The organism is Rhodococcus sp. FH8, assembly GCF_019266085.1.
In the GTDB taxonomy this organism is placed as follows: Bacteria; Actinomycetota; Actinomycetes; order Mycobacteriales; family Mycobacteriaceae; genus Rhodococcus_F; species Rhodococcus_F qingshengii.
The window spans coordinates 384,972-407,619 of record NZ_LPNQ01000061.1 but is presented as its reverse complement, the minus strand read 5'-3'; the positions used below and the strand labels follow the sequence as shown (position 1 = coordinate 407,619).

The 22,648-nt window shown below is 63.5% G+C and carries 19 protein-coding genes; 10 read left to right on the top strand and 9 right to left on the bottom strand.

What is annotated here, in order from left to right; all coding sequences use genetic code 11:
* Positions 1 to 5: 5 nt before the first annotated feature.
* From ATN38_RS13420 to proB, 9 genes are all read left to right on the top strand, one after another.
* Positions 6 to 2,687 (top strand): valine--tRNA ligase, encoded by a 2,682-nt coding sequence (locus ATN38_RS13420; protein ID WP_064074827.1) that lies wholly within the window; start codon positions 6 to 8, stop codon positions 2,685 to 2,687.
* Positions 2,684 to 4,123, top strand: a complete 1,440-nt coding sequence (locus ATN38_RS13415) for a folylpolyglutamate synthase/dihydrofolate synthase family protein (RefSeq protein WP_218748096.1) — start codon at positions 2,684 to 2,686, stop codon at positions 4,121 to 4,123. Before ATN38_RS13420 ends, ATN38_RS13415 begins: the two co-directional genes overlap by 4 nt.
* The gene (locus ATN38_RS13410) at positions 4,120 to 4,560 is read left to right on the top strand and encodes a DUF4233 domain-containing protein (RefSeq protein ID WP_003944448.1); all 441 of its coding nucleotides are present in this window, start codon (positions 4,120 to 4,122) and stop codon (positions 4,558 to 4,560) included. The genes ATN38_RS13415 and ATN38_RS13410 overlap by 4 nt, the downstream gene beginning before the upstream one ends.
* Before the next feature lie 18 nt (positions 4,561 to 4,578).
* Entirely contained in the window at positions 4,579 to 4,998 is a 420-nt protein-coding gene (gene ndk, locus ATN38_RS13405; RefSeq protein WP_003944527.1) for a nucleoside-diphosphate kinase, read from the top strand.
* Between the two features lie 448 nt (positions 4,999 to 5,446).
* Positions 5,447 to 8,680, top strand: a complete 3,234-nt coding sequence (locus ATN38_RS13400) for a translation initiation factor IF-2 N-terminal domain-containing protein (protein ID WP_218748095.1) — start codon at positions 5,447 to 5,449, stop codon at positions 8,678 to 8,680.
* A gap of 319 nt (positions 8,681 to 8,999) precedes the next feature.
* Complete coding sequence (gene rplU / locus ATN38_RS13395) at positions 9,000 to 9,311, top strand: 50S ribosomal protein L21 (RefSeq protein WP_003944533.1); 312 nt, start codon at positions 9,000 to 9,002, stop codon at positions 9,309 to 9,311.
* A gap of 42 nt (positions 9,312 to 9,353) precedes the next feature.
* Positions 9,354 to 9,623, top strand: a complete 270-nt coding sequence (gene rpmA, locus ATN38_RS13390; protein WP_003944532.1) for a 50S ribosomal protein L27 — start codon at positions 9,354 to 9,356, stop codon at positions 9,621 to 9,623.
* Between the two features lie 231 nt (positions 9,624 to 9,854).
* A complete protein-coding gene (gene obgE, locus ATN38_RS13385) occupies positions 9,855 to 11,306 on the top strand; it encodes a GTPase ObgE (protein ID WP_003944579.1) in 1,452 nt (483 codons plus the stop codon).
* Between the two features lie 44 nt (positions 11,307 to 11,350).
* Positions 11,351 to 12,454 (top strand): glutamate 5-kinase, encoded by a 1,104-nt coding sequence (gene proB / locus ATN38_RS13380; RefSeq protein ID WP_003944552.1) that lies wholly within the window; start codon positions 11,351 to 11,353, stop codon positions 12,452 to 12,454.
* Here the strand turns inward: proB and ATN38_RS13375 are convergent.
* The gene (locus ATN38_RS13375) at positions 12,427 to 13,284 is read right to left on the bottom strand and encodes an NAD-dependent protein deacetylase (RefSeq protein WP_042450219.1); all 858 of its coding nucleotides are present in this window, start codon (positions 13,282 to 13,284) and stop codon (positions 12,427 to 12,429) included. The two genes, proB and ATN38_RS13375, sit on opposite strands and share 28 nt — an antisense overlap.
* A gap of 50 nt (positions 13,285 to 13,334) precedes the next feature.
* Here ATN38_RS13375 and ATN38_RS13370 point away from each other — a divergent pair, with 50 nt between their 5' ends.
* Entirely contained in the window at positions 13,335 to 13,856 is a 522-nt protein-coding gene (locus tag ATN38_RS13370) for a VOC family protein (protein ID WP_081377472.1), read from the top strand.
* Positions 13,857 to 13,900: 44 nt separating this feature from the next.
* Here ATN38_RS13370 and ATN38_RS13365 read toward each other — a convergent pair whose 3' ends face one another.
* The 8 genes from ATN38_RS13365 to ATN38_RS13330 form a co-directional block, all read right to left on the bottom strand.
* The gene (locus ATN38_RS13365; protein ID WP_007731007.1) at positions 13,901 to 14,833 is read right to left on the bottom strand and encodes a D-isomer specific 2-hydroxyacid dehydrogenase family protein; all 933 of its coding nucleotides are present in this window, start codon (positions 14,831 to 14,833) and stop codon (positions 13,901 to 13,903) included.
* A 9-nt stretch (positions 14,834 to 14,842) separates the two neighbouring features.
* Positions 14,843 to 15,241: an ectoine synthase gene (locus ATN38_RS13360; RefSeq protein ID WP_003944463.1), complete on the bottom strand. Its 399-nt coding sequence runs from the start codon at positions 15,239 to 15,241 to the stop codon at positions 14,843 to 14,845.
* A 15-nt stretch (positions 15,242 to 15,256) separates the two neighbouring features.
* A complete protein-coding gene (ectB, locus tag ATN38_RS13355; protein ID WP_007731008.1) occupies positions 15,257 to 16,519 on the bottom strand; it encodes a diaminobutyrate--2-oxoglutarate transaminase in 1,263 nt (420 codons plus the stop codon).
* A gap of 48 nt (positions 16,520 to 16,567) precedes the next feature.
* Complete coding sequence (gene ectA / locus ATN38_RS13350; RefSeq protein WP_003944572.1) at positions 16,568 to 17,083, bottom strand: diaminobutyrate acetyltransferase; 516 nt, start codon at positions 17,081 to 17,083, stop codon at positions 16,568 to 16,570.
* A gap of 160 nt (positions 17,084 to 17,243) precedes the next feature.
* A complete protein-coding gene (locus tag ATN38_RS13345) occupies positions 17,244 to 19,343 on the bottom strand; it encodes a DEAD/DEAH box helicase (RefSeq protein ID WP_030536630.1) in 2,100 nt (699 codons plus the stop codon).
* Between the two features lie 39 nt (positions 19,344 to 19,382).
* Positions 19,383 to 20,204, bottom strand: coding sequence for a MerR family transcriptional regulator (locus tag ATN38_RS13340; RefSeq protein ID WP_007731010.1), 822 nt, complete (start codon positions 20,202 to 20,204; stop codon positions 19,383 to 19,385).
* 53 nt (positions 20,205 to 20,257) lie between these two features.
* The gene (locus tag ATN38_RS13335; protein WP_030536629.1) at positions 20,258 to 21,139 is read right to left on the bottom strand and encodes a ribokinase; all 882 of its coding nucleotides are present in this window, start codon (positions 21,137 to 21,139) and stop codon (positions 20,258 to 20,260) included.
* Positions 21,136 to 22,578 carry an MFS transporter gene (locus ATN38_RS13330; RefSeq protein WP_003944479.1) on the bottom strand — a complete coding sequence of 481 codons (1,443 nt, stop codon included), beginning with the start codon at positions 22,576 to 22,578 and terminating at the stop codon, positions 21,136 to 21,138. The genes ATN38_RS13335 and ATN38_RS13330 overlap by 4 nt, the downstream gene beginning before the upstream one ends.
* Positions 22,579 to 22,648: the final 70 nt, after the last annotated feature.

The window sequence follows — 22,648 nt, the reverse complement described above, 5'->3', positions numbered from 1 at the left end:
AAGTGGTGACCAGTGCAGCTCCAGAGAACCCCCAGACCCCCGCCGACGCCCTACCCAAGAGCTGGGACCCCAGCGCGGTAGAGGCCGATCTGTATCAAGGCTGGGTAGACGCCGGGTACTTCCAGGCCGACGCGACCAGCGACAAGCCCGGCTACTCCATCGTGCTGCCGCCCCCGAACGTCACCGGCAGCCTGCACATGGGCCATGCCCTGGATCACACCCTCATGGACGTGCTCAGCCGTCGCAAGCGGATGCAGGGCTACGAGGTGCTGTGGCTGCCAGGCATGGACCACGCCGGTATCGCCACGCAGTCCGTCGTCGAGAAGCAACTCGCTGCCGACGGAAAGACCAAGGAAGATTTCGGCCGCGAGCTGTTCATCGACAAGGTCTGGGACTGGAAGCGCGAATCCGGTGGAACCATCGGTGGCCAGATGCGGCGCATCGGTGACGGCGTCGACTGGAGTCGTGATCGTTTCACGATGGACGAGGGCCTCTCCCGCGCCGTCCAGACCGTCTTCAAGCGCATGTTCGACGAGGGCCTGATCTACCGCGCCGAGCGTCTCGTGAACTGGTCGCCGGTGCTGCAGACCGCGATCTCCGACATCGAGGTGAAGTTCGAGGACGTCGAGGGTGAGCTGGTTTCCCTGCGCTACGGCTCGCTCGACGACAACGAGCCGCACGTCATCGTCGCGACCACTCGCGTCGAGACAATGCTCGGTGACACCGCAGTAGCGGTCCATCCCGAGGACGAGCGCTACAAGCACCTCATCGGCACCACTCTCGATCATCCGTTCACCGGGCGTCAGATCCCGATCATCGCCGACGACTACGTCGACCCCGAGTTCGGAACCGGCGCTGTGAAGATCACGCCGGCTCACGATCCCAACGACTTCGAGATGGGCCTGCGGCACAACCTGCCGATGCCCACCATCATGGACAAGACCGGCAAGATTGCCGACACCGGAACCGAATTCGACGGAATGGACCGCTTCGAGGCTCGCGTCAAGGTTCGCGAAGCTCTCGCCGAGCAGGGACGCGTCGTCGCCGAGAAGCGCCCGTACCTGCACAGCGTCGGGCACTCCGAGCGCAGTGGCGAGGCCATCGAGCCTCGTCTCTCGTTGCAGTGGTGGGTCAAGGTCGAGACGCTCGCCAAGGCTGCGGGTGACGCGGTTCGCAACGGGGACACCGTCATTCACCCGGCGAGCCAGGAGCCACGCTGGTTCGACTGGGTCGACAACATGCATGACTGGTGCATTTCCCGTCAACTCTGGTGGGGTCACCGCATTCCGGTCTGGTACGGCCCCGAGGGTGAAGTTGCGTGCTTCGGTCCTGACGAAACGGCGCCGGAAGGCTGGGTCCAGGATCCCGACGTCCTCGATACCTGGTTCTCCTCCGGACTGTGGCCCTTCTCGACGATGGGCTGGCCGGACAACACGCCCGAACTCGAAAAGTTCTATCCCACCAGTGTTCTCGTCACCGGCTACGACATCCTGTTCTTCTGGGTCGCCCGCATGATGATGTTCGGCACTTACGTGTCCGAGGACGAGTCGATCACCGCCGGTCCGGGTAAGTCCGGCGCGCAGATGCCGTTCAAGGACGTGTTCCTGCACGGACTGGTCCGCGATCAGTACGGCAAGAAGATGTCGAAGTCTCGCGGCAACGGTATCGACCCACTCGACTGGGTCGATCGTTTCGGCGCCGACGCCCTGCGATTCACACTTGCACGCGGCGCCAACCCGGGCAGCGACCTGTCCGTCGGTGAGGATTCGGCGCAGTCCTCGCGCAACTTCGCGACCAAGTTGTTCAACGCGACCAAGTTCGCTCTGATGAACGGCGCTGCTCCCGCGCCGCTGCCCGCTCGAAGCGAACTGACCGACGCCGATCGTTGGATCCTCGACCGTCTCGACACGGTCCAGGCCGAGGCGGACGCCGCATTCGATCGCTACGAGTTCAGCAAGGCGTGCGAAGGCCTGTTCCACTTCGCGTGGGACGAGGTCTGTGACTGGTACCTCGAACTCGCCAAGGTGCAGTTCGCCGCCGACGAGGCCGTCGCCGCGAACACCCGCGCCGTGCTCGGCAACGTTCTCGATGCACTGCTCCGCCTCCTGCACCCGGTCATTCCGTTCGTGACCGAAACCCTGTGGAAGGTGCTCACCGGCGGCGAGTCCGTGGTCGTCGCCGAATGGCCCGTGTTGTCCGGTGAGGCAGTCGACGCCCAGGCCGCAACCAGGATCGAAGACACGCAGAAGCTGATCACCGAGGTGCGACGATTCCGAAACGATCAGGGACTCAAGCCTTCCCAGAAGGTCCCGGCTCGTGCGTCCGGGCTCTCGGAGGCCGGCATGGACGGCCAGTTCGCCTACGTGGCGGCGCTGGCCAAGCTGACCGAACCCGAAGAGGGATTCACCGCGTCGATCTCCGTCGAGGTGCGCCTGAGCCAGGGCACCGTCACTGTCGACATCGACACCTCGGGCACCATCGACCTCGGCGCGGAGAAGAAGCGGCTCGAAAAGGACCTCGCGGCAGCGCAGAAGGAGCTCGTCACCGCTGACAACAAGCTGGCGAACGAGGCCTTCCTGGCGAAGGCGCCCGACGCCGTCGTCGACAAGATCAAGACACGTCGCCAGATCGCCGTCGAAGAGATCGAGCGCATCACGGGACGTCTGAAGGAGTTGGCCGACAAGTGAGTTCGTACGAACCGTCCCAATTCGACGCTCAGAGTTCGGTTCCGACTCCGGTCGACATCGCCGAACTGGCGCTGGTGGAAGCAGAACTCGACAAGCGTTGGCCCGAGACCAAGATCGAGCCGTCACTGACTCGTATCGAGGCGCTCATGGATGTCCTGGGCTCGCCTCAGCACAACTATCCGTCGGTGCACGTCACGGGAACCAACGGTAAGACGTCGGTGACGCGCATGATCGATTCGTTGATGACGGCTCTGCATCGTCGCACCGGGCGAACCACCAGCCCTCATCTGCAGATCGCGACCGAGCGGATCAGCATCGACGGTCATCCGATCTCGCCGCGGCTCTACGTGGACACGTTCCGCGAGATCGAGCCGTACGTGCAGATGATCGACGCACAGTCGGAGGAAGCCGGGGGACCGGCGATGAGCAAGTTCGAAGTGCTCACCGCCATGGCCTATGCGGCCTTCGCGGAGGCGCCGGTCGACGTCGCCGTGGTCGAGGTCGGCCTCGGCGGACGCTGGGACGCCACCAACGTGATCGACGGGCAGGTTGCGGTGATCACCCCGATCAGCCTCGATCACGCCGAGTACCTGGGCACCGACCTGGCCGGGATCGCGCAGGAGAAGGCCGGGATCATCAAGAAGGGCCGCGAGGACCTGGTTCCGGTGGACACCGTCGCGATCATCGCCGAGCAGACTCCCGAAGTCATGGAGGTATTGCTGCGGCGTGCTGTCGAGGTGGAGGCCGCGGTCGCTCGTGAAGGCTCGGAGTTCAAGGTGCTTGCTCGCCAGATCGCGGTGGGCGGACAGCAGCTCGAACTTCAAGGCTTGAGCGGTGTGTACACCGACATCTTCCTCCCCCTTCACGGTGAGCATCAGGCGCGCAACGCCGCGCTCGCGCTCGCTGCCGTAGAAGCGTTCTTCGGTGCCGGTCCGGATCGACAACTGGATCAGGATGCAATCCGCAACGGGTTCGCCTCGGTCGTCAATCCCGGTCGCCTCGAACGTGTTCGGAGTGCGCCGACGGTCTTTCTCGACGCCGCCCACAATCCAGACGGTGCTCGCGCTCTCGCGGCCGCACTGGCCGCCGAGTTCGACTTCCGCAAGCTCGTGGGAGTGGTCAGCGTCATGGCGGACAAGGACGTCGACGCCATCTTGACTGCATTCGAATCCGTCTTCGACGAGATCGTCGTCACCCACAACGGGTCACCCCGGGCGATGGACGTGGAAGAACTGGCGAACATCGCCGTCGCGAAGTTCGGCGACGAGCGCGTCGTCGTTGCGCCGGTGCTTGCCGACGCCTTGGAAGTCGCGATCGAAATCGCCGAGCAGGTCGCCGAACCCGGTGAGGCCGTATCAGGGGCGGGTGTGGTGGTGACGGGATCCGTCGTGACCGCAGGCGCCGCCCGCACGCTGTTCGGAAAGGACCCCGCGTGAGTACCCCGTCAGATGCCAATCCCGAGTCCGGAGACCACGAGCCCGGAGACACTGCCGGCGAGTTCGGGCCGCCGACCAAGGACCCGTGGAAAAGCTTCCGCGGAGTGATGGCCGGAACCCTGATCCTCGAGGCGATCGTCGTGCTGCTGGCTTTGCCGGTTGTCGCGGTCGTCGGCGGAGGCCTCACCGCGGCCTCCGCGGGATTCATCATCGGGTTGGCGGTACTGATGATTCTGGGTGCGGGCATCCAGGGCAAGCCGTGGGCGATGGGGTTCAACGTCGCGCTGCAGGTGATTCTTCTGTTCGGTTTCTTCGTCCACCCGTCGATCGCCGGTGTGGCGATCACCTTCGGGATCGTCTGGGGATACCTCGTCTACCTGCAGAGAGACATCAAGCGCCGGATGGACAAGGGCCTGCTTCCCGGTCAGCGGGACTGACCATTTAGGCTGTCCGCTGTGACTGAGCGCACCCTCGTACTGATCAAGCCCGACGCCGTTGCCCGTGGATACGTAGGAGAAATCCTCAGCCGTATCGAGCGCAAAGGCCTGACAATTGCAGCACTCGACCTCCGCGTAGCTTCCGAAGAGGTGGCTGGTAGCCACTACGCAGAACACGCCGAGCGTCCGTTCTACCCGAGCTTGTTGGAGTTCATCACCTCCGGTCCGCTGGTGGCCGCAGTGCTCGAAGGCCCCCGAGCCATCGCTGCTTTCCGTCAGTTGGCCGGCGGAACCGACCCGGTCGACAAGGCTCTTCCGGGTACGATCCGCGGCGACTTCGGACTCGAAGCGCAGCAGAACCTCGTTCACGGCAGCGACTCCGTGGAGTCGGCAGAGCGTGAAATCGCTCTGTGGTTCCCCGCGCTGTCGTCCATCTGAATCTCCGATCGGGCCTCTGGCCCACATGAACGGGCCTTCGGCCCACATCTCCACAGCGAATTCTCGGCACGTATCCCACATCGGTGCGCCCTTTGCAGTTGCAGGCGCGTTGGTGTGGGATACTGCTTTCAGTTGAACCGCAATTTGTTTTACGCACGTTCAACCGGATGACACCTAGGTTCGATGCCCTTTCATCGCTGCTCCAGGTCAACAGGAAATCCCTGGACCTCTGCACGCTGGATGATCAGGCGCTCGCGCACAGGACAACGGCCATCCAGCCAGGCACTTCATGTGCTCGCAGTGAATAACGGGCATTGCGGACCATGCGGAGCGAGACCTTACAATCTCGTACTCACTTCTGAGTGCGAGTACACACAGCACGCTCCCGCGTGGCCGCGTGACAACTCGACTTCTGGGTTGGACGCGCCCGGGGGCTGAGGAGACTTACGTGGCCGATCAATCCCCAACCGAATCAGATTCCAGCACCACCCCGGAATTTCCCGACAAGATGCGCGTACACGCGCTGGCGAAGTTGCTCGGCGTCACCAGCAAGCAGGTCCTTGCCGAAGCCGCAGCGCTCGGTACCGAATTGCGCAGCGCGCAGTCGAGTCTCCACCGTGACGTCGCTCAGCGGATTCATGCCTCGTTGACTTCCGCAGCCGAGGCCATCGAGCCCGTCGTCGCCGAGCTCGACACCCTCATCGACCCGGTTGTCGAGGCGCCGGTTGCAGAAGCTCCCGTGGAGGCTGCTCCTGTTGCAGAGGCTCCGGCCGAGAAGCCTGTCAGGGCTCGTCGCACTCGCAAAAAGGTCGTCGTCGAAGAACCTGCAGCAGAAGAAACAGTGGATCCGGCTGTCGCCGAGATCAGCGCTGGACTCGACGCCGCAGCTGCGCTGCAGAGCAAGGAAGCCGAGCAGTCCGATCTGTTCACTTCCTTCGAAGCACCGCAGACCCATCAGCCCGAGGTGGCTCCCGCCGCGCCGCAGGTCCCGCTGTTCCTGCAGCCGGATCTCGAAGCCGCCGAGGTAGCTCCGCGTCGCCGTCGCGCACGCCGCGAGCCTGCTGCACCGGCGGTCGTCGAAGAGAAGCAGACAACCGCGGAAGCCGAAACCGTCGTTCCCGAGGCAGCGCCGGTTGCAGTTCCTGCCGTCGAAGAGCCGGCTGTGACCGCACCGCAAACCGAGGGCGAGAGCGCCGAGTCCGAGGACGAGGACGACGATCAGCCGCGTCGCCGTCGTCGTGGACGCCGTGGACGTGGACGTGGTCGCGGTGAACAGGGTGGCGAGCAGGGTTCGGACGAAGAGTCGGATACCGCTACCGAATCGGAGCAGGAATCTGCCCCTGCGGCAGTCGAGAAGCAAACCGACGACGCTGCCGGCGAAGAATCCGGTGATAAGTCCGAGTCCACCGCTGATGCGGATTCCGAGAATGCCGACGATTCCGATCTCGATGCCGACGGATCGAGCCGCCGTCGCCGTCGTCGTCGTCGTCGCAAGACCGGCACCGACGGCGCCACCGACGCGACTGCGACGTCCGAGGACGATCCGCCGAACACCGTCGTTCACGAGCGCGAGCCGCGCAACAAGACCCGCGTCAAGGACGAGGTCCAGGGCATCAGTGGTTCGACACGTCTGGAAGCGAAGCGTCAGCGTCGCCGCGACGGTCGTGACGCCGGCCGACGTCGCCCACCGATCCTGACCGAGTCGGAGTTCCTCGCGCGTCGTGAGGCCGTCGATCGCGTCATGGTCGTGCGCGATCGGGCAGACAGCGGTCAGCCGCATGCGACTACACAGGTAGCAGTCCTCGAAGACGGAGTGCTGGTCGAGCACTTCGTCACCAACTCGGCGTCCGCGTCGATGGTCGGCAACGTGTACCTCGGACGTGTCCAGAACGTGCTCCCCAGCATGGAAGCTGCGTTCATCGACATCGGGCGTGGCCGCAACGGTGTTCTCTACGCCGGTGAGGTGAACTGGGAGGCCGCCGGTCTCGGTGGCAACTCGCGCAAGATCGAGCAGGCCCTCAAGCCGGGCGATCAGGTGCTCGTTCAGGTCAGCAAGGATCCGGTCGGTCACAAGGGTGCTCGACTGACCACACAGATTTCGCTTGCCGGTCGTTTCCTCGTCTACGTGCCCGGTGGTACGTCCACGGGTATCAGCCGCAAGCTTCCGGACACCGAGCGCAAGCGTCTCAAGGAAATCTTGCGCGACATCGTGCCCGCCGACGCGGGCGTGATCATTCGCACGGCGTCCGAGGGCGTCAGCGAAGAAGAGTTGGCGCGCGACGTGACTCGTCTGCAGGCTCAGTGGGCCGGCATCGAGGAGCAGGCTGCGGCTGCGGACACCGGTAAGTCCGGCAACCCGCAGGCGCTGTACGAAGAGCCTGACATGCTGGTCAAGGTCATTCGTGATCTGTTCAACGAGGACTTCTCCAAGCTGGTCATCGAGGGCGAGAAGGCGCACACGACGGTCGAGAACTACATCAACTCCGTTGCGCCCGACCTGCTTCCGCGGCTCGAGAAGTACACGCCGAACAACGGTATCGACGTCTTCGCGGCTCGCCGTATCGACGAGCAGTTGGCCAAGGCACTCGATCGCAAGGTGTGGCTGCCGTCCGGCGGCACCCTGGTGATCGACCGCACCGAGGCCATGACCGTCGTCGACGTCAACACCGGCAAGTTCACCGGAGCCGGCGGAAACCTCGAAGAGACCGTCACCCGTAACAACCTCGAAGCGGCCGAGGAGATCGTTCGCCAGATGCGCCTGCGGGACATCGGCGGAATGATCGTCGTCGACTTCATCGACATGGTTCTCGAATCGAACCGGGACCTGGTCCTGCGTCGGCTCACCGAATGCCTGGGTCGCGATCGCACGCGCCATCAGGTGTCGGAGGTCACGTCACTCGGGCTCGTGCAGATGACGCGCAAGAAGTTGGGCACCGGATTGGTCGAGGCCTTCTCGACCACCTGTGAGCACTGCCACGGCCGCGGCATCATCGTCCATTCCGAGCCCGTCGAGGTGAAGTCCTCGGACGACGGAGGATCGCGTTCGGGCTCGCAGCGCAGCGATTCCGGTACCTCGCGCAAGAACAAGCGTGGCCGCGGAGACAAGTCGGCTTCGACCGAGTCCAACGGACAGGAAGCTCCGGCGCCGGAGGTTCCGGCCGTCGACGCGACGGTCAAGCGGGCTCATCCGGTGGCATTGGCGATGGCCTCGCATCACCACGACGACGACGAGACCGTCGCGGCCGACTCGACCGAGTCTGATTCCGCCGGTGTGTCTTCGGGGGACGATGCATCCAAAAGTGCCGATCGGCAACAAGATCGGCCGATCGATACTCCTGCTGCTGCTGAGCACCATGACGTTCCTGTTGTGGACTCTGCTGCGGAAGAAGTATCCGCAGTGGACAACGAGTCGGCCGCAGCTTCGACCGAAGCAGCTCCGCGCGGTCGTCGGCGTAGTCGCCGGGCGTCGCGGGCAGCGTCGGCACCGGTTGCCGAGGCAGCTCCCGAGGTGGGCACGGTCTTCGTGATTCCGACTCCGGAACCCGTGACAGAAGCGGTCGTGGAAAACGTTCCGGCTCCGGCCACCGAAGCTCCGGCTGAGGAAGAAGTTGTCGTCGTCAAGCGACCCCGTCGCAGGCGTGCAGCAGCACGTCCCGCAGGGCCTCCGGTAGACGGAGAGTAAGAACTACTGGCTTTCGGTCGGTTGGATGACTTCGCGATGAGCGAGGACATCCAACCGTTATCCGAAGTTTCAGCTGGTAGAAGCAGTACAGAGTAGTAAGCACCACCCCTCGGCGGGGCGGTTTGACCCTGACGGTTGCTTTCCCGTAACCTTGGAGGGTCGCCACCCGGCGGTAGAGATTCCGTGTGCCTAGAGTGCGCGTGAATGTCCCGGTACGTCAGTGCCGAGCCGAGGTGACATAAACCAGACCAGTCGCGATGCATTTGAAGCCTCAGGCAGCAGCGCGAGCAAGTTCGAAGAAGCAAGGGGTAGCCCTCCGATGGCAACGTACGCGATCGTCAAGACCGGCGGAAAGCAGTACAAGGTCGCTGTTGGTGACCTCGTCAAGGTCGAGAAGATCGAGGGTGAGCCCGGCACTGCTGTCTCGCTTGCTCCCGTTCTCGTGGTCGACGGATCTGACCTGACCACCGACGCGGCCAAGCTGGCCAAGGTCGCAGTCACCAGTGAGATCGTCGAGCACACCAAGGGGCCGAAGATCCGCATCCACAAGTTCAAGAACAAGACCGGTTACCACAAGCGTCAGGGCCACAGGCAGCCGATCACGGTGCTCAAGGTCACGGGCATCAAGTAACCAGTTCTTTCTAGCTAATTTCACCCGAGGAGGGTCAATAGCATGGCACATAAGAAGGGTGCATCCAGCTCCCGTAACGGTCGCGATTCAAACGCCCAGCGCCTCGGCGTGAAGCGCTTCGGCGGCCAGTCGGTCAGCGCAGGCGAAATCCTGGTTCGCCAGCGCGGCACGCACTTCCACCCCGGCGTCAACGTCGGCCGTGGCGGCGACGACACCCTGTTCGCTCTCGCTGCCGGCGCAGTCGAGTTCGGCCAGAAGCGTGGACGCAAGACCGTGAACATCGTTCCGGCCGTCGTTGCGGCTGAGGTCTAGTCTTTCTCGCTAGTTGTGCGTCATCGGTTCTACTTCGGTAAGCCGGTTCTGCTTTCGGTAAGAGAGTGACGCGTTCCAAGCTCCCGATAGGGGCGGACCAGGGTTGAAATAACCCGGTCCGCCCCTATCGTTTGTTTAAGCAGTACCCGTTTTGCCCCGAGCAACCCTGCTCACCAGAAGTTCAGCTCATCGCGTGAGACCCGCAATTGACTGAGGAAGGATCCGGCAGTCATGTCCCGATTCATTGACCGTGTTGTGCTGCACGTCAGCGCTGGAAAAGGCGGCAATGGTTGCGCCTCCGTACACCGCGAGAAGTTCAAACCGCTCGGCGGTCCGGACGGTGCCAACGGAGGTCGCGGTGGCGACGTCATCCTCGTGGTCGACGAGAACATCCACACCCTCCTCGACTTTCACTTCCATCCCAACGCGAAGGCGACCAACGGCAAGCAGGGCGCCGGCAGCAACCGCGAGGGTGCAAACGGTGAAGACCTCATCCTCAAGGTTCCGGATGGAACTGTGGTTCTCGATACCGACGGCAACGTGCTTGCCGACCTCGTGGGAGTCGGTTCACGCTTCGACGCCGCTCAGGGCGGCCGCGGCGGACTCGGCAACGCAGCGCTGGCGTCGAAAGCCCGCAAAGCTCCCGGTTTCGCACTCCTCGGTGAGGACGGTGTCGAGCGTGACCTGGTTCTCGAACTCAAGTCGGTAGCCGACGTCGGTCTGCTCGGATTCCCCTCCGCCGGTAAGTCTTCGCTTGTGTCCGTTCTCTCTGCGGCCAAGCCGAAGATCGCCGACTACCCCTTCACCACTCTGGTCCCCAACCTCGGCGTCGTCTCGAGCGGCGACACCACCTTCACCGTCGCCGACGTGCCCGGGCTGATCCCCGGTGCCAGCGAAGGCCGCGGTTTGGGCCTGGACTTCCTGCGCCACATCGAACGCTGCGCCGTATTGGCGCACGTGATCGACTGCGCCACCCTCGATCCGGGACGTGACCCGATCTCCGACATCGACGCCTTGGAAGCAGAGCTGGCTGCGTACACGCCTGCGCTCTCCGGCGATTCGGGACTCGGTGACCTCGACAAGCGCCCGCGCGTCGTCATCCTCAACAAGACCGACGTTCCCGAGGCCGCCGAATTGGCCGAAATGGTCACGCCTGAGATCGAAGCTCGCGGCTGGCCGGTCTTCACCATCTCGGCGGTGAGCCGAGAAGGATTGCGACCGTTGACATTCGCGCTGGCGAAGATGGTCCGCGACTACCGCGAAGCTCATCCGAAGCCCGAGCCGAAGCGCCAGGTCATTCGCCCGGTCAAGGTCAAGGATTCCAGCTTCACCATCGAGAAGGATCCCGATATTCCCGGTGGGTTCGTCGTCCGAGGCACCCGCCCGGAGCGGTGGATTCGTCAGACCGCCTTCGACAACGACGAGGCCGTTGGTTACCTCGCCGACCGTCTTGCTCGATTGGGCGTCGAGGACGCATTGGTCAAGAAGGGCGCTCAGCCAGGAGCTTCCGTCACCATCGGTGACGTCAGCTTCGAGTGGGAGCCGATGACGCCGGCCGGTATCGATCTGACCCGCACGGGCCGTGGAACCGACCCGCGTCTCGATCAGGTGGAGCGCATCGGCGCGGACGAGCGCAAGCACGCGCGTCGTGTCCGCCGCGGCTTGCTCGACGAAGACGCCTGACCCACGCGATTTCAGGACGACAACCGAAGAGAGGGAACGGGACTGTGCTCGGGTCCACCAGGGAGTCGATAGCGTCGGCTCACAGTATCGTCGTGAAGATCGGGTCGTCTGCGCTCACCAGTCTGGTGGCGGGACTCGATACTCACCGACTCGATCTGTTGGCCGATGCCATCGAGGCTCGCATGCGTGCGGGTTCCGATGTCGTCGTTGTCTCGTCCGGTGCCGTCGGCGCCGGACTGGCGCCGCTGGGACTGACCAAGCGACCGCGGGATCTCGCGACCAAGCAGGCTGCGGCCAGCGTCGGTCAGTTGGCTCTGGCTCACGCCTGGGGTACGTCGTTCGCCCGTTACGGGCGTACCGTCGGGCAGGTTCTACTCACGGCTGACGACATCGCTCGACGGACGCAGCACCGCAACGCCCAACGGACACTCGATCGTCTACGGGCATTGCACGCGGTGGCGATCGTGAACGAGAACGACACCGTTGCCACCACCGAACTTCGATTCGGTGACAACGATCGGCTGGCTGCTCTGGTTGCTCATCTGGTCGGCGCCGACGCGTTGATCCTGTTGTCGGATGTGGACGGACTGTACGACGGGGATCCCCGAAAGGGCGATGCCACACTGATTCCCGAGGTCAACAGTCCCGAGGATCTCGACGGTGTGGTTGCCGGTTCGGGTGGCGCCCTCGGTACCGGAGGCATGGCGTCGAAGCTCTCAGCAGCACGCCTGGCCGCTGATTCCGGCGTGCCGGTTCTGCTCGCGGCAGCATCGGACGCTGCGCAGGCACTCAGTGGTGCCGATGTCGGAACGGCATTTGCGCCCCGGCCGACGCGATTGTCGGCCCGCCGATTCTGGGTTCGTCACGCCGCTGACACATCGGGTGACCTCCACCTCGACGAAGGCGCCGTCCGCGCGGTCGTGTCCAAGCGTCGAAGCCTTCTGTCCGCTGGCATCGTCGGTGTATCCGGTGACTTCCACGCCGGCGACGTCGTGTCCCTGATGGGGCCGGGGGAGAAGCCCGTCGCCCGGGGTGTCGTTGCGTTCGACGCTGCGGAGATCGAGGAGATCCTGGGGCGCTCCACCACCGATCTACCGGCCGACATGCAGCGTCCTGTGGTTCACGCGGACGACTTGGTGGCGCTGTAGCTTTCGTGTTCGACGAGGGCGGAAAGTGCTTCAGCGCAACCGACTTCGAGCTTGAGGTCGGCGAATTCGTCGCCGCGAGTCGTGCCTCGATTGACGATGGCGATCGGCTTCCCGGTCTTGGCGGCATGCCGGACGAAACGTAGGCCGGACATCACGGTCAACGACGACCCGGCTACCAACAGTGCGTCGGATTGGTCGACGAGGCTGTACGCACGGGCGACGCGTTCCTTGGGGACGGATTCGCCGAAGTAGACGATGTCCGGTTTGAGTAAGCCACCGCACACGGCGCAATCCACGACGCGAAAGTGTGCGGTGGATTCGATCACGGCATCTGCGTCGGGTGCGATTTCGACTCCTGTTGCAGCAGCGACTGTTTCGGCGAATCCAGGATTGGCTTCTTCCAGTCTCTCCGCGAGAGTGGTACGGGAGATCAGCCGCTGGCAGCTCAGGCATCGAACCTGCGCGTAGGTGCCGTGGAGGTCGATGACGTTTCGCGCGCCGGCCTTGGTGTGCAGGAGGTCGACGTTCTGGGTGATCACGCCGACGGCTCGCCCTGTTCGTTCCAGTGCCGCGACGGCCCGGTGGCCCTGGTTGGGGCGGGAGCTGTCCATGTATCGCCAGCCGATGTGGTTGCGCGCCCAGTAGTGCCGCCGAAACGCCGGATCGCCGATGAACTGTTGGAACGTCATCGGATTGCGCGGGGGTGAATCAGGTCCGCGGTAGTCCGGGATTCCGGAGTCGGTGGAGATGCCGGCGCCCGTCAGAACTGCCAGGCGACGGCCGGCCAGGAGCTCGGGGAGGGCGTCGAGGCGGCTGTTGTCGGTAGGCACCGTTCCAGGATAGGCGCGTGTGCGAGACGGAGGCGCGGAGGAAGTCCGAAATGTTCAATAGAACACGTGTGCGATCGCCAATACTCGTACACATGAACACAGTGAACCCGATCCCTGCTGGTTACCGCACGATCACTCCCTACCTTGCGGTGCCGGACGGCCATGCCGCACTCGACTACTACAAACGAGCACTTGGAGCTGAGATAGTCGATGCGATGAACGCACCTGACGGCTCCCTCATGCATGCGGAGATCCGGATCGGCGATTCGATGCTGCAGCTTTCGCAGGAGATGCCGGACTTCGGTCTCAAATCACCGCAGGACGGCTGGGTGCATTCGTCAATCGTCGTCTACACCGAGGACACGGACGAGTTTGTCGCTCGGGCAGTCGCCGAGGGAGGCACGCTGGTCACGGCTGTGGCCGATACATTTTCGGGCGACCGGCATGGAGTGTTTCTCGATCCGTTCGGCCACAGGTGGGCAGTATGCACGAAGGTCGAGGATGTACCTGCCGAAGAGGTCGCTCGCCGGGCGCGGGCGCTCTTCTTTCCGGAGACGCAGTCGCCACAGTAATTTGTGGCAACCGTGGTCCGAGCATTCGAGCTTCGGCGGCGTGCTCAGTATCCGGCTACTGGGTCCACGAGGGCAGCCAGCGCCTCACCCTTCGCGAAGCGGGTCACGTTCTTGGAGACGTGATCCGCGAAGGCGGCGGGGCGAACGCCTGGCGGATTGGAATCGTGGGGTGTGATGATCGCATTCGTCAGATCCCACAGTGGGTGACCGTCCGGGAGGGGTTCGGGATCGGTGACGTCGAGACCGGCGCCGCCGATCTGTTCCGACTCGATGGCCTCGACCAGTGCGTCGGTGTCGACCAGTGATCCGCGCGCGACATTGATCACCCAGGAATGGGGTTGCATCGCCGCCAACTGCGCACGGCCCACGAGGTGACGGGTGGCCGGGGTAGCGGGCGCAGCAATCACGAAGTGATCTGCGCGAGAATAGATTTCATCCATTCTGGATGCGGGGTACGTGGAGATCGCCCCGGGGACCGGGCTACCGGAACGATTGACTGCGATGCTGTCCGCCCCCTGCGCGGCCAGCATCGGAATCAGCGCGCGGCCGATACCGCCCGCGCCGATGATCGCAACCGTCGAGCCACGAAGGGTGCCGATCTTGGGAAAGAACTCGAACTGACGCCACGTTCGAGCCTCGATGTGTGCAGGCAAGTGACGAACTCCGGCCAAGAGAAGCATGAGTGCATGCTCGGCCACCGACGCCGAAAACGCACCGGCCGCCGAGGTCCACGTGATTTCTGTGTCCTTCGGAATCACACCGGAGTCGAACCAATCCTCGATTCCCGCCGACGGAAGCTGCACCCACCTGACCGACGCCGGTAACTCCGACGGAAAGGTCTCGGGTGAGCCCGCCCAGATCAGGGCGTCCGCAGTGTCGATCGGACTGATCAGACCACCGCCCCGAAGCACCGCGCTGTCGAGCAGTGCATCGGGGACGGGGCCGATCGCTACGCGTGGAGAGGTGTCAGTCGCCATGACTAGACGCTACGCGGGGACCTCCACCAGTGGGTAGACACCGTTCTCGTCGTGCACCTCACGCCCGGTGACCGGCGGATTGAACACGCACAGCATGCGCATCTGCGTGTCCGGCTCGACGCGGTGACGCTCGTGGCCGTTGAGCAGGTACATCGACCCCGGTGCGAGATCGTATTCCTTGTTGTTGTCGAGGTCGATCAGCTTGCCGGTGCCCTCGACGAGCCAGACAGCCTCGACGTGGTTGGCGTAATGGAACTCGTTGACCGAACCCGCCTTGATGGTGGTCTCGTGGAACGAGAACCCGACGCGGTCGCCGCCGAGGACGATGCGCTTGCTGCGCCAGTTGCCGTCCTCACTCGTGATGTCGCGGTCGGTGTCGGTGATCTCGGTGGTGGTGCGAACGATCATGGGAGAGTCCTTCCTCTAGCTGCAGACCTTGAGTGTCGCCTCGGCCAGGATGGAGAGGCCGTGCTCGAGCTCGTCGTCGGTAATCGTCAGTGCGGGAAGCAGTTTCACAACCTGGTCGGAGGGTCCGGAGGTCTCGGCGAGCAATCCCTCGTCGAATGCCAACTGGCAGACCTTGCCGGCGCGCTCGGGCTGTTCGAAGACGAGGCCCTGAACCAAGCCACGCCCGCGGTGCGAGACCTCGCCGGGGAACTGATCGGAGAGGTTGGCGAAGCATTCGCTGATGCGTGCGCCCTTCTTCAACGTCGTCTTGGTGAGTGCGTCGTCGGACCAGTAGTGGTCGAGTGCCACCTTGGAGGTGACGAACGCCGGGTTGTTGCCGCGGAAGGTGCCGTTGTGCTCGCCCGGTCCCCAGACGTCGAGTTCACGCTTGAACAGCGTGAGCGCCATCGGCATTCCGTAGCCGCTGATCGACTTGGACAACGTGACGATGTCGGGAACGATTCCGGCCTCTTCGAAGGAGAAGAACGGGCCGGTACGGCCGCAACCCATCTGGACGTCGTCGACGATCAACAGGATTCCGCGATCCGAGCACAGTGTTGCCAGCGCCCGAAGCCATTCGGGGCGAGCGACATTCACGCCACCTTCACCCTGCACGGTTTCGACGATCACTGCCGCGGGGCGGTTGATTCCACTGCCGGAATCATCGAGAACGCGGGAGAACCACTGGAAGTCCTCGGTGACGCCGTCGAAGTAGTTGTCGAAGGGCATCGGTGTCGTGTGCACGAGGGGGACACCGGCGCCCGCGCGCTTCATCGAGTTGCCGGTCACGGAGAGTGCACCAAGTGTCATTCCGTGAAATGCGTTGGTGAAGTTGATGACTGCCGAACGTCCGGTGACCTTGCGGGCCAGCTTCAGTGCAGCCTCGACGGTGTTCGATCCGGTCGGGCCGGGGAACTGGACCTTGTAGTCCAGGCCGCGCGGCTCGAGGATGTTGCGCTGAAAGGTCTCGAGGAATTCGCGTTTGGCGACTGTCGACATGTCAAGGCCGTGCGTGATGCCGTCGCTCATGATGTAGTCGACCAGTGCGGACTTGAGCACCGGGTTGTTGTGGCCGTAGTTGAGGGCGCCGGCACCGGCGAAGAAATCGAGGTAGTCGCGTCCGTTCTCGTCACGAATCCAGGATCCGGATGCGCTGGTGAACACTGCGGGCCAGTCACGGCAGTAGCTGCGAACCTCGGACTCGAGGGTTTCAAAAATGCTTGCTTCGTTGATATTCATATCTTCTTTGTTCCTCCGGGGCATGCTGTATGCCGAGCGCGAAGTGCGCTAGGCGCCGATCGTGTAAAGATCTTCGGCTTCGTGTCCATCGGGAAAATCGTTGGGCGAGAACAAGGTCTGCCTGGTTATCGGTACTTCGCGTCGACGTGCGAGCGCGGTGAAGAGTGCGATCGAAGCCTCGTTGTCGGGGCTGATCGTGGTCTCCAGATGTGTAACACCCAGTGGGGCAGTGCGATCCATCAAGTCGGACAGCATGCGGGCAGCAATTGCCTTGCCGCGCTGGTCTTCGTCGACCGCAACTTGCCACACGAACAGGGTTTCCTGCGCGCTGGGACGGGTATAACCGGAAACGAATCCGACTACGCGGCCGTCTACCTCCGCGACGATGGACGTCGCGCTGAAATCCCTGCACCACAACAGGTATGCATAACTCGAATTGAGGTCGAGCACCTTCGAATCACGTGCGATCTCCCAGAGCCGGACTCCGTCATCGATCTGTGGGCTTCTGAACAACACCGCGTCCGGCGCGGTGGTCGGGATAGCTCTCGTATCAACAGGCTTCATCGGTCATCTGAACGTAACAATCATTGCTGTCGAAGTCATGCAGATGTCCGTTTCGGGCCGTGTGGAACCCGTTGCGCCCCAGGTGAGGACATGAATGTGATGGTGCTCACATTATGTAACTTTTGCCGTTGTCGGAGCGACTATTTCGGGCAAAAACTCGCTATTTCGGGCTTGCGAGCGCCAACGGAAGTACAGAGTGAGCACCAGCCTGTCGAAGTGCGCGCGCGGCCATCGTGAAAGTCCAACCGGTATCGGCGATTGCGTCGACAAGAAGTATTGGTCCCTGATGGATACTCATGTCCGGGACTTCCCAAACATCGACCAGTCCGGACACGCGGTAGGCGGAGTTCGCTGCCGACACCGGAGGGTGGTCGGGTCGCAAGCGCAGGGTGCCCAGGTCGGTCAATCGCCCGACCTCGGCCAACTTGGCAGCCAGGCTCGACACCAACAAAGGATGCGTCGTGGATTCGAGGGCCATGACACCGGTGGGTCGCTCGGCCCAATTCCAGGCGGCCAGAACGCTGATACACGCGCTGACCACCGCATCGGGTACCTCGGCGTCGGGACCGTCGAAAAGCGCGCGGAGACGTTGACCCCAGCCCAGGTCCGACATCCGTCCGAGAATGCGCCCGGTTTCGGGCCCCTCGGTGATCTTCCCGGACAGCTTGACGCCCAGCTTGCTCAGGCCGGTCGGCCACATCTTGCGCGGCTCCAGGTCGAATCCGGGGCGCTGCAAGCGCGCCCGAGTCTCGTCGAGGGCGGCGGTGTCGACAGTGGTGTCGTAGCGATTGCCTGTGCAGTTGTCACAGCGACCGCACTGTGAGTTCTCCGAGGTCAGACCAGGATCGTCGAGTTGTTCACGCAGGAAGGTCATTCGACACGTCGTGATGCTCTGGTACTCGACCATTGCGGCCTGCTCGGCCTGGCGGGCGTCGTCGAGTCGGCCGTAGCGCTCGGCGTCGTACACCCAGGGTTCGCCGGTGCTGATCCACCCGCCCTTGACGCGTTTGACCGCGCCGTCGACGTCGAGGACTTTGAGGACCATCTCGAGACGCGTGCGATTGAGCTCCACCAGAGGTTCGAGTGCCGGTGTCGACGTGGCCTTTTCGGTGTCGAGGTGTTCGATGACGCTGCGGACCAGGTGCTCGCGGGGGAAGGCGACCGAGGCGAAGTAACTCCAGATCTGCTTGTCCTCGGCGCCAGGCAGGAGGATCACGTCTGCCCTGTCGGTGGAACGACCGGCGCGGCCCACCTGCTGGTAGTACGAGATCGGCGACGACGGTGCGCCGAGGTGGACGACGAACCCGAGATCAGGCTTGTCGAAGCCCATCCCGAGTGCCGAGGTGGCCACCAGAGCCTTGACGCGATTACCCAACAAGTCCTGCTCGAGAGATTCACGTTCGGTGGGATCGGTCTGGCCCGTGTAGGCGGCGACGGTATGGCCGCGCTCGGAGAGCAGGCTTGCGAGGTCGCGCGCGGCCGAAACCGTCAGCGTGTAGATGATGCCCGAACCCGGCAGCGTCTCGAGCATGTCGGCAAGCCAGGCAGCGCGCGCCGTCGCCTCCGGAATGTGGACTACAGAGAGGTGAAGCGACTCGCGTTCGAGCCCGCCGCGAAGGACGAGGGTTTCCTCACCGCCGACGCCGAGTTGGGCGGACACGTCCTCGACGACGCGGTTGTTGGCCGTCGCCGTGGTTGCGAGGACGGGAATGCCCTCGCCGAGTTCGGCGATCAAGGTCCTGATGCGGCGGTAGTCGGGACGGAAGTCGTGGCCCCAGTCGGAAACGCAGTGAGCCTCGTCGACTACGACCAGGCCGGCATCAGCTGCCAGGGCCGGGAGCACCTGATCGCGGAAGTCAGGGTTGTTCAGGCGCTCGGGGCTGACCAGAAGGACGTCGAGATCATTGGCTGCGACGCGGGCATGGATGTCGTCCCATTCGGTGACGTTGCCCGAATTGATGGTTGCGGCGCGCACTCCGGCACGTTCGGCAGAACTGACCTGGTTTCGCATCAGGGCCAACAACGGAGAGACGATGACGGTGGGGCCGTGGCCCGTTGCCCGGAGCAGCTTCGCCGAGATGAAGTAGACCGCAGATTTGCCCCAGCCGGTCCGCTGTACGACGAGCGCGCGTTTGCGCTGCACCACCAGCGCCTCGATGGCCGTCCACTGGTCCTCGCGTAGGCGGGCATCCGGCCCCGCGAGTTCGCGGAGCAGCCGCTCGGCTTCGTCGCGCATGGCTGGGGCAGTGGCGGTGGTCATGGACCCCATGGTGCACGACCCTGCCGACACGTGCGGGCTTCAGGCCTTGGCAACAGGTTCCTGCAGTTCGGTGACCCAGCCGTCGACATCCTCCGGGCACGCCAGCGTCACCTCACGGCTGGGGCCGGCATTGCGGTATCCCGCTGCGTCGATCCATTGGGCCAACGCCTGATAAGCGGGCAGGCAGTTGTCCATCGAACCCTTGTGCAGCAGCGAGGCCACGTGCTCTTCGGCCCGCAGGTCCACCACAGCGAACTCGTAGTCGCCATCGGGATTCGCGTCTACCGGTAGCGCCGCATGGACGACGACGTTCTCGTCGTCACCGGCATCCTCGTAGTAAGCGACAGCGGGTCCGATCGCGGCGATACCGGCACGATCCAAACCGGTACAAAGGCGCTCGTACAACCCGCGAACCACCGGGCCGATCGACGACGGATCCATCGTCTTGGCGGTACCGGTCAACTCCGCGACCCGCAGCGCCGGAACTGACTTGATCACAACCTCGTATGCGGACATCTGTCCCTCACTTTCGATGATCCGTAGGCGCGCCTGTACATGCGCCAGTCGCGCGGTGTCTTCCTGGATTCGGGTTTCGAGTTCTGCTCGGCGAAGCGTGAGCATCCCGCGGATCTCGTCGACGGTGACCGCCGACTCCACCACTTGCTGGACCTGGGCCAGAGTCAGGCCCAACTCCTTGAGAGCGACGATGCGGTTGAGCAGCGCCAACTGGCCCGCGGTGTACGAGCGATACCCGGTGGATGCGTCGACCCTCGCGGGTCTGAGCAGACCGATGGCGTCGTAGTGGCGGAGCATGCGCACCGACACACGACCTGCTCTCGCGAAGTCTCCGATGCTCAACATCCTTGCTCGCCCCGTTTCTCTCTCACAAACCCGATACCTACAGGTTTACGACCTCACACGGTGTCAGAGTCAAGCTGTCGGTTCAGGACTTTTTCGATCGCAGCGCGAGTGGGTGACGACACCGACGCGCCGCGGACCGTCGTCGCCAGACTTCCCGCCGTGGCAGCGAACTGCAGGGCGCGGTCCTGGCCCTGCACCCACTCCACGGCGAAGGCGCCGGTGAAAGCATCGCCTGCGCCAGTTGTATCCACGGGTGTCACGGCCGGGGAGTCGGCGTGGATTGTCTCCTCGCCCGACCGGAGATCCGCGCCGCCGGCCCCGAGCGTCGTGACGAGGTATCGGACGCGACCGGTGACCGCGGCCAACTGCTCCGACTCGGTCTGGTTGACGATCAGGATGTCGACAGACTCGATCAGGGCGCCCGGAAGGTCTTGTACCGGTGAAGGATTGAGGATGACAGTTGTTCCGTTGGCACGCGCGTGCCGGGCCGCTGTGGTGACCGTGTCGAGGGGTATTTCGAGTTGGCACAGGAGAACGTCGGCGTGTGCGATCGCGTCGAGGTCTACTTCGGACAACGAGGTGACCGAGGAATTGGCGCCCGGGACGACGATGATGTTGTTCTCCGCGTCCTCGCTCACGGTGATGGCGGCAACGCCGCTCGGGCCGTCGACACTACGAAGCAACGCGGTGTCGACCCCGGCGTCTTGCAGGGTCTCGCGCAATTGGGTGCCGAAACCGTCGTCGCCGACCGCGCCGACGAACGACACGTCCCCACCGGCTTTCGCGGCGGCGATGGCCTGGTTGCTGCCTTTGCCTCCCGCCGCGGTGGCAAAGGCAGTGCCGAGTAGCGTTTCTCCCGGAGCGGGGAATCTGGACACTGACGTGGTCAGATCCATGTTGATACTGCCGACGACGACGATTCGAGGCGTGCTCATACCTCGAGGTTATCGGCCTTCATTCTCTTTCGACGAACCTTGCGGATGATCCGACGTGCTTCCTCGTCGGTGGCGACGGAGGGCGGAGAGCCGTCGAGTGGCTTGCGTGCGGTCTCGGGGATCATCAGGACTGCGATACCGCCGATCACGGCGGCGATCATCATGTACATCGGTGCGACCAAGTTGCTGCCCGTTGCACTTTCGAGGGCGGTGAGCACCAGGGGAGTGGTCCCGCCGAAGATGGAGACCGCGAGGTTGTATCCGATTGCCAAGCCGCCGTACCTGATTCCGGTCGGAAAGAGTGCGGGAAGCACGGACGGGAACACTCCGACGAACAGCAGGAGCAAGCCGCCGAGAATTGCGAGTCCCAGGAAGACCGTCACGTAGTTGCCGACGCCGATCAGAAGGTAGGCAGGCAGGGACAGGACGAAGAATCCGATGAAACCGCTGAGCAGCAAGGGTTTACGCCCGACGCGGTCCGAGAACTTTCCGACGTAGCTGATTCCCATCATCATCACGATCATGACGATGATCATCAGAACGAGTCCGTGGGATTCGTCGTAACCCAACGTGTTGGTCAGATACGTCGGCATGTAGCTGAGCAGTCCGTAGTGAGCGATGTTGTACGTGGCCACCAGGACGATGCACAGAACAAGCGGACGCCAGTTGTCGACGAGAGTTTCGCGTAGTTTCTTCCCTGTGGATTCATCTGCGAGGGAGCGCTCTTCGGCCTGCTCCATCATCTGGAATGCGGGAGTTTCCTCCAAACGTAGACGGAGGTACAGGCCGATGAGACCCAGAGGTCCGGCAATGAGAAAGGGGATGCGCCAGCCCCACTGGAGTAGGTCCTCGGCACTGACGACGGTCTGGATGATCGTCACGATGCCCGCTGCCGCCACATATCCTGCCAGAGTCCCGAATTCGAGGAAGCTGGCGAAGAAACCGCGGCGCTTGTCCGGTGCGTATTCGGCGACGAACGTACTGGCTCCGCCGTATTCGCCGCCGGTGGAAAAGCCCTGCAGTAGGCGTAGGAGTACCAGCAGGATCGGGGCGGCGATACCGATGGATTCGTAGCTCGGGATGAGGCCGATGGCGAAGGTGCTGCCCGCCATCAGAATGATGGTGGTGGCCAGGACTTTCTTGCGTCCGATGCGGTCACCGAGTGGACCGAAGAACAATCCGCCGAGTGGGCGGACGATGAAGGCTGCCGCAAAAATTGCAAAGGTAGAGAGGAGTTGAGCGCTGCCGCTCGCGTCCGGGAAGAACACTTTTCCTATAGTGGTAGCTAGATATGCGTAAACGCCGAAATCGAACCACTCCATGGCATTTCCGAGCATCGTTGCCTTGACAGCGCGCTTGACGGACGCATTGTCGGTGACGCAGACATCGGGTGATTCGGCCACTTCGAGAGCGCTGATCGAGTTCTCTGGTGTAGTCATGACATGCGCTCCCCAGCGCAATCATCGAACCGAGCGGGGCACGTACCTGATGCACGCATCTTTTCGTTGC